The organism is Endozoicomonas sp. (assembly GCF_031844845.1).
GTDB lineage: Bacteria > Pseudomonadota > Gammaproteobacteria > Pseudomonadales > Endozoicomonadaceae > Endozoicomonas.
The window spans coordinates 1-5,500 of record NZ_JAVRMB020000211.1; the positions used below are offsets into that span (position 1 = coordinate 1).

Annotated in this window: 9 protein-coding genes and 1 pseudogene; 4 read left to right on the forward strand and 6 right to left on the reverse strand. The window is 48.8% G+C overall.

What is annotated here, in order from left to right; genetic code table 11:
* Nucleotides 1-250 (reverse strand): annotated as a pseudogene (locus tag RM811_RS10925) (hypothetical protein); the annotation flags it as partial.
* A 285-nt stretch (nucleotides 251-535) separates the two neighbouring features.
* Between RM811_RS10925 and RM811_RS10930 the strand changes: the two are divergent.
* Nucleotides 536-1,069 carry an REP-associated tyrosine transposase gene (locus RM811_RS10930; RefSeq protein WP_402523977.1) on the forward strand — a complete coding sequence of 178 codons (534 nt, stop codon included), beginning with the start codon at nucleotides 536-538 and terminating at the stop codon, nucleotides 1,067-1,069.
* Here the strand turns inward: RM811_RS10930 and RM811_RS10935 are convergent.
* From RM811_RS10935 to RM811_RS10945, 3 genes are all read right to left on the reverse strand, one after another.
* Nucleotides 1,046-1,354 (reverse strand): AbrB/MazE/SpoVT family DNA-binding domain-containing protein, encoded by a 309-nt coding sequence (locus RM811_RS10935; RefSeq protein ID WP_402523980.1) that lies wholly within the window; start codon nucleotides 1,352-1,354, stop codon nucleotides 1,046-1,048. The genes RM811_RS10930 and RM811_RS10935 overlap by 24 nt on opposite strands.
* Before the next feature lie 422 nt (nucleotides 1,355-1,776).
* On the reverse strand, nucleotides 1,777-2,169 hold the full coding sequence (locus RM811_RS10940) for a type II toxin-antitoxin system VapC family toxin (RefSeq protein ID WP_402523982.1): 393 nt from the start codon (nucleotides 2,167-2,169) through the stop codon (nucleotides 1,777-1,779).
* Nucleotides 2,166-2,441 carry an AbrB/MazE/SpoVT family DNA-binding domain-containing protein gene (locus RM811_RS10945; protein ID WP_402523985.1) on the reverse strand — a complete coding sequence of 92 codons (276 nt, stop codon included), beginning with the start codon at nucleotides 2,439-2,441 and terminating at the stop codon, nucleotides 2,166-2,168. The genes RM811_RS10940 and RM811_RS10945 overlap by 4 nt, the downstream gene beginning before the upstream one ends.
* A gap of 292 nt (nucleotides 2,442-2,733) precedes the next feature.
* Here RM811_RS10945 and RM811_RS10950 point away from each other — a divergent pair, with 292 nt between their 5' ends.
* The 3 genes from RM811_RS10950 to RM811_RS10960 all read left to right on the forward strand — a co-directional run bounded on the left by RM811_RS10950 (nucleotide 2,734) and on the right by RM811_RS10960 (nucleotide 4,164).
* Nucleotides 2,734-2,976, forward strand: coding sequence for a DUF6364 family protein (locus RM811_RS10950; RefSeq protein WP_402523986.1), 243 nt, complete (start codon nucleotides 2,734-2,736; stop codon nucleotides 2,974-2,976).
* Nucleotides 2,977-3,058: 82 nt separating this feature from the next.
* The gene (locus RM811_RS10955) at nucleotides 3,059-3,304 is read left to right on the forward strand and encodes a hypothetical protein (protein ID WP_402523989.1); all 246 of its coding nucleotides are present in this window, start codon (nucleotides 3,059-3,061) and stop codon (nucleotides 3,302-3,304) included.
* Between the two features lie 578 nt (nucleotides 3,305-3,882).
* Entirely contained in the window at nucleotides 3,883-4,164 is a 282-nt protein-coding gene (locus RM811_RS10960) for a type II toxin-antitoxin system RelE/ParE family toxin (protein WP_402523992.1), read from the forward strand.
* Nucleotides 4,165-4,230: 66 nt separating this feature from the next.
* On the opposite strand, the gene RM811_RS10965 is transcribed toward RM811_RS10960, so the two are convergent.
* Both RM811_RS10965 and RM811_RS10970 read right to left on the reverse strand, forming a co-directional pair.
* Entirely contained in the window at nucleotides 4,231-4,677 is a 447-nt protein-coding gene (locus RM811_RS10965) for a DUF29 domain-containing protein (protein WP_402523994.1), read from the reverse strand.
* Nucleotides 4,678-4,740: 63 nt separating this feature from the next.
* Nucleotides 4,741-5,205 carry a hypothetical protein gene (locus tag RM811_RS10970; RefSeq protein WP_402523996.1) on the reverse strand — a complete coding sequence of 155 codons (465 nt, stop codon included), beginning with the start codon at nucleotides 5,203-5,205 and terminating at the stop codon, nucleotides 4,741-4,743.
* Between the last annotated feature and the right edge of the window lie 295 nt (nucleotides 5,206-5,500).

Sequence of the window (5,500 nt, forward strand, 5' to 3'; positions counted from 1 at the left end):
CTTGATACGGTCGCCCAAGAATTGAAATGATGGTTAACTGCCTCTCCTGCAAACCAACGATGTGTTTTTCATGACTATCGACCAATAAAACATTAATGCCCTGAAAGCAGAAAAACACCCAGCGCGCGGTTGGGTTTTGACCTCGTTCCCACGCTCTGCGTGGTAATGCATACGGAACTCGCCGCAAGAGATGCAGCGGGTGGAAAGGCTGAACGCTAACCTCGTTCCCATGCTCCGCGTGGGAATACATACCGTACCCACCACAAACAAAATAACTGGCGTGAAACTCCGGCACACCCAGACAAGTGAGGTTGTCCCTCGCTCTCACCCTTTGCATGGAAATCAGGCAGCGGGCTATTAGCAAGCCCTGAGGCCACGGCAAGCCCCGTATGCATTCCCACGCGGAGCGTGGGAACGAGGGGGGTGGCGGGAGGAAATTTGGCACTGTTCCCACGACATCCCCTGGCAATCCGGGGAACTCTGTTCATCTTTCCAAGTCTACAGCTAGTACTTATAACAAACGTAAGGTCAATTAATGGGACGAAGCCGCTATAAATTCACCCTGCCAGATAAACCACACTTTCTCACCCTGACAGTGCTCCATTGGATACCGGTATTTACACGGCCGCACACGGTGGCGATTTTATTGGATTCGTTACGTTACCTGATGAAAGAAGATTTCCAGCTTTATGCTTATGTGATACTGGAAAACCACCTTCATTTATTGGCTCAAAGTCCACAGCTGGATAAAGACATCGCACGTTACAAGTCTTACACCGCAAGGCTGCTGATTGATTATCTGAAAAAGCGAAAGGTCAGGACGATTCTTGATCAGTTGGCTTTTTATAAGAAGCAGCACAAACCGGATAGAGTGTTTCAGTTCTGGCAGGAAGGTGCTCACCCTGAGCTAATCATTGATGAATCTATGATGGAGCAGAAGGTTGATTATATTCACCAGAATCCGGTAAAGCGTGGGTATGTAGATTTACCAGAGCATTGGCGCTATTCCAGTGCCCGGAATTATGTGGGGCGTGATGATAATTTGTTAGATGTTACAACTGTCTGGTGAGTGTATGCATTCCCACGCGGAGCATGGGAACGAGGTGATACCCAGACGAATAGCGTCGTCCATTTCGGCAATGGTTCTGACTTTTTGTTCCGGGTGTTTCAGGAGACCTGCTACGTCATCAAGCTCCGTTTCCGGTACTTCGGGTTGAACAGGCTTCAATAATAACCCTTCTGGCGTTAATTCGAGTTGGAAAGATTGGCCTGGCCTGAGCCCGAGGCTTTTCCGGATTGCTGCCGGTATCACCACTTGACCTTTGCTGGACATAACGGTGTGGGATGGTTGCATTGGTCGCTGTCCTAAAATGTAAGATGCATGTAAGACAGTAGCGGGAATCATGGTATCAGCAAGAATAAGGCGGCCTGGCAGGCGAATAGTCAGGTAGGTCGGTTCGCTTGCGAGCCGACTCGTGACCCAACCGCCATGCACATGACTTCGTTCCCATGCTTTTAGGCCCTGTGGGTACTGCGTGGGAATGCATACCGGACCCACCACAAACAAAACAACGGGCGTGAAACTCCGGCACACCAGGGCAAGGCAATATCTCTGGAACGTACTGGTTTGGCTCGGTCAGGGTTTGAACGTGCCGTTCATGGCCGGTTGCCCTGATGAAACCGTATCGTCCAGAGCGGGTAAAGCCGCAAGGAAAAATAAGAAGTGGGGGAGCGAGGAGGAGATTAAATGCTTACTAAATTTAGGGATGAGCCAAACTATTTAAGCAAAACGACCGTCGATAATAATCCGGTGCTTTTGGCTTTTTTGCTAAAGCGCTGATCGAAGGTATAAAAAGTATCCCCCTGCGCATTGATGCTGTGGAGGGCATCGGCAAAGTCCATCCCCTGACGGTGGCACTGAAGGGCGGTGTACAGACTGGCAGAATCAGCGGTGATGACATTGGGTAATCCAAGTACCCCGGTCAGGGCGTCGTTTATCAGTTCTATGTCGTAGTTATAGCTGAATCTTAATACCCATTCGGCTTCGAGAAAGACCGTGTCGGTGATAAAGATGCGGTTTGCCTTGAATAGCGCGTGAGCCACTTGATATTGGGCTTCGTTATCCTTTGTCAGTAATCGGATCAGGACATTGGTATCGATCCCGATCATTCCGACCGACCTTTATTGTCCGCAATACCCAGACGAATAGCGTCGTCCATTTCGGCAATGGTTCTGGCTTTTTGTCCCGGGCGTTTCAGGAGACCTGCTACGTCATCAAGCTCCGTTTCCGGTATTTCGGGTTGAACAGGCTTCAACAATAACCCTTCTGGCGTTAATTCCAGTTGGAAAGATTGACCGGGCCTGAGTCCGAGGCTTTCCCGGATTGCTGCCGGTATCACCACCTGACCCTTGCTGGACATAACGGTGTGGGATGGTTGCATGGGTCGCTGTCCTGAAATGTAAGATGTATGTAAGACAGTAGCGGGGAATCATGGCATCAGCAAGAATAAGGCGGCCTGTCAGGCGAATCGACTCAGGTTTATCCAGTTCCCACGGTTAATTGATAGCCGGGTAGGTCGGTTCGCATGCGAGCCGACTCGTGACCCAACTGCCATGCACATGACCTTGTTCCCATGCAGAGCGTGGGAACAAGGTTGGCAAAGCCCTTTCGATTTTGCCAACCTGTCCGGCGTGACGTACGCTTTCAAAAAAAGATACGTCAGAGGATTCGATATGCAAAAGCTCACCCTCAGAATGGAGGCGGAAGAGGTTCAAAAAGCCAAGGAATACGCCGCCATTCACGGTAAATCGCTCTCACAGTTAGTGGCTGACTACTTTGACTCCTTAACAGAAAACGCCGCCGACGAAGAGGCGCTTCCTCCTCTGACGCAAAGCCTGAGAGGGATCCTGAGCAACGCAGAAGGCACCGAAGATAAAGACAACTACAAAAAATACCTCGAGGGTAAATACCTGTGAGTATTCTGGTTGATACCAACGTAATTCTTGATGTATTACTGGAGGGGAACGAGAGTCTTTTGTTGCCAACTCATCCCGCATCATGGCCCGCATTGAACGCAAAGTCTGTACCGGTTTACTGTGTGCGACCACGCTGACCAGCATTCATTACCTGGCCTGCAAAACCATTGGTAAAGCTGCCGGGAGTCAGGCCATCCAGACATTACTGCAGATATATCAGGTTGCACCGGTTGATCATAATGTATTGCTTATGGCATTAAATAGCGGCGTGAACTACTCGCCCCTAAAGGACCCCCAGGGCCTAAAGGGGCAGAGCTTCCAATACTAAGGAACAGTCCTTTAATAACTTCCCGATTTAGAACGCGCTCTCCGTTCATCCTGAGCGGAGTCGAAGGATGTTTGGCACGAACCATGGACCTGGAGTTTATGCCCTTCGACAGGCTCAGGACCAACGGGGTTTGGAGTGCCGGAAATGCGAAAATTATTCAGGGACTATTCCTAAGCAGCTACAGGAGTAGCTACTGTTCTTTTCTTTTTTGACGTTTCACTGCCAGTTGCGATAAAGGGCTTGCCCTTTACCGGCTTACGATTGGCTCCACGTCCTTTAGTCAGCAGGATACCCATACTAACCAACTCATTTTTCAAAATAACCATCTTAAAAATAATTTGGTTTACTCATTTCTTTACGTTGACCTGCCAATGTGTCCACAGTTACCGAAAGCAAACAGGTCATGTTTCGGTTATCGGGTTGAGTGTTTCCGCAATTAGCGCACTCTTGACCGTAAAGAAGGTTGAGAATAGCAGGATTTCTGCGAACCGATAGCAAAAAGAAAGAGGCAATGCCGGTTTTGTCAGCAATGAGGAGGTTAAAGCCAGAGCCTGGCACCGTGCCAGAGGGGAAGGCTGATGCAGGTTATCTGGGAAATCCGGGCTGAACAGGATCTGGTAGAGTATCAGGATTATATCCACCAGTTTAATCCGGAGGCGTCCATTCAGGTGGTAGACCGGATTTTTGCCCGTCTTGACACATTGGTTGATCAGCCATTGACGGGCAAACCGGGCAGGATTCACGGTACCCGCGAATTTGCGATTCCTGATTTACCGTGGACCTTGATCTATCGGATGCAGGAGGTGAACCTGATTGTTGTTGTTCTGCACCATCGTCGTAAAAAACCGTTCACAGAGTAGACGAGCATCTTCCGGGGATACAAAAGACAACTGATTTATTCTTGACTGCCTGGCTGTGGGGAACCGCTACTCCGGCAAAAAACCATCCGTCATTATCTGATCCAATGACCATGGCGGCTGTTTGGGAAAGGTGCTGGCAGCAATATCTGTCTGTTTTTCGGCCAGCTGTTTTGCCTGGTTATAGGCTTTGGTGTATAGCTCTGGGAGTTGTGATTTCAACCCCGGGTTTTCTGAAAGAAGACCGGTGATTTGAAAGCGATGATTGATTATGGAGTCCTGCCAGCTTCTGGATTGCCGTTTTGGCTGGTAGTGCCATTTCAACAGGTGCATGAGCAGTTGCATCAGGTGGCTGGTTAATGCCCTTGACTCATGTTTGCCCATGTCTTTGATTTCTTCTGCCAGATTGTGGGTGTCCAGTTCAGAGAAGCGTCCTTCCCGCAGGAGTTGAGCCTGTTGCTGTGCCCAGCGGTCAAAGTCTTTTTCGTACAGGGTATTATTGTGTGATTGATTCATAAGCACTCCCGGCTCGAAGGCTTATTATAGAGCAGTAACAGGCTGTGCAAAGGCTGGCCTGGTTTAATTGATTTGTACTTGTCTCGCCATCAGCCGGGTTGGCATTACGCCTTTGAAGAAAAAGGTTTCTTCACTCATTCCATGTTCATACTGCACTTCGTACAACAGCGTAAAAGGCAGCCCGTCATTGCTGGCTAACCAGTCATCGTAGCTGGAGAACCAGCCCAGGTAGCGATGGCTCTGATATTCCCCCAGCTCTTTGGTCAGCAAGGGCTTATAGGTTTCTCTGTGCTGCCCTGAAGTGGTAATCCAGTGGTCTTTGGTTCGAATAATCAGTGCCGCTTCATTGGTTAATGGGGTGTCGATATCCAGATTGGAGAAATAACCGTCTACTTTCTGCTGATAGAAGAACTGTAAACTGATAAATCCGGTAATCAGGGCTGACAGGGCGATGATCGACAATATGCCAATCCGGGAGAGCCATGAGCCTAACCTGTTGTTTACCAGTGTTTTATTTTTGATGGCCATGTAAACCGGATTTCCAGAGTAAAGTGTCATTACTTTGGCTATCGGACGAATGGCAGAAACTAACAGGCAGGGTGACTGATTTTTTTGACTAAGTGATTGATTTTGACTGTTGGTGAGGGCTGCATTTTTAGCAAACGGTCTGAGGTTATCTAGGCTTATTAAAGTGCTGTTGTACGGAGCCGACAGATTGAGCAATGGACTTCAGCGAACTGGCAAAAAAAAATCTCATTGGTCGAGGAAAATATTATGAAGACAAGGATGTCGGAAATCCGTAAGGCATCAGGTTTTACCCTGA

Excerpts from the sequence above, each read along its gene's own strand:
- RM811_RS10970 (WP_402523996.1), bottom strand. The coding sequence starts at position 5,205 with ATGGCCATCAAAAATAAAACACTGGTAAACAACAGGTTAGGCTCATGG.
- RM811_RS10945 (WP_402523985.1), bottom strand. The coding sequence starts at position 2,441 with ATGCAACCATCCCACACCGTTATGTCCAGCAAGGGTCAGGTGGTGATA.
- RM811_RS10965 (WP_402523994.1), bottom strand. The coding sequence starts at position 4,677 with ATGAATCAATCACACAATAATACCCTGTACGAAAAAGACTTTGACCGC.
- RM811_RS10950 (WP_402523986.1), top strand. The coding sequence starts at position 2,734 with ATGCAAAAGCTCACCCTCAGAATGGAGGCGGAAGAGGTTCAAAAAGCC.
- RM811_RS10930 (WP_402523977.1), top strand. The coding sequence starts at position 536 with ATGGGACGAAGCCGCTATAAATTCACCCTGCCAGATAAACCACACTTT.
- RM811_RS10935 (WP_402523980.1), bottom strand. The coding sequence starts at position 1,354 with ATGCAACCATCCCACACCGTTATGTCCAGCAAAGGTCAAGTGGTGATA.
- RM811_RS10960 (WP_402523992.1), top strand. The coding sequence starts at position 3,883 with ATGCAGGTTATCTGGGAAATCCGGGCTGAACAGGATCTGGTAGAGTAT.
- RM811_RS10940 (WP_402523982.1), bottom strand. The coding sequence starts at position 2,169 with ATGATCGGGATCGATACCAATGTCCTGATCCGATTACTGACAAAGGAT.
- RM811_RS10955 (WP_402523989.1), top strand. The coding sequence starts at position 3,059 with ATGGCCCGCATTGAACGCAAAGTCTGTACCGGTTTACTGTGTGCGACC.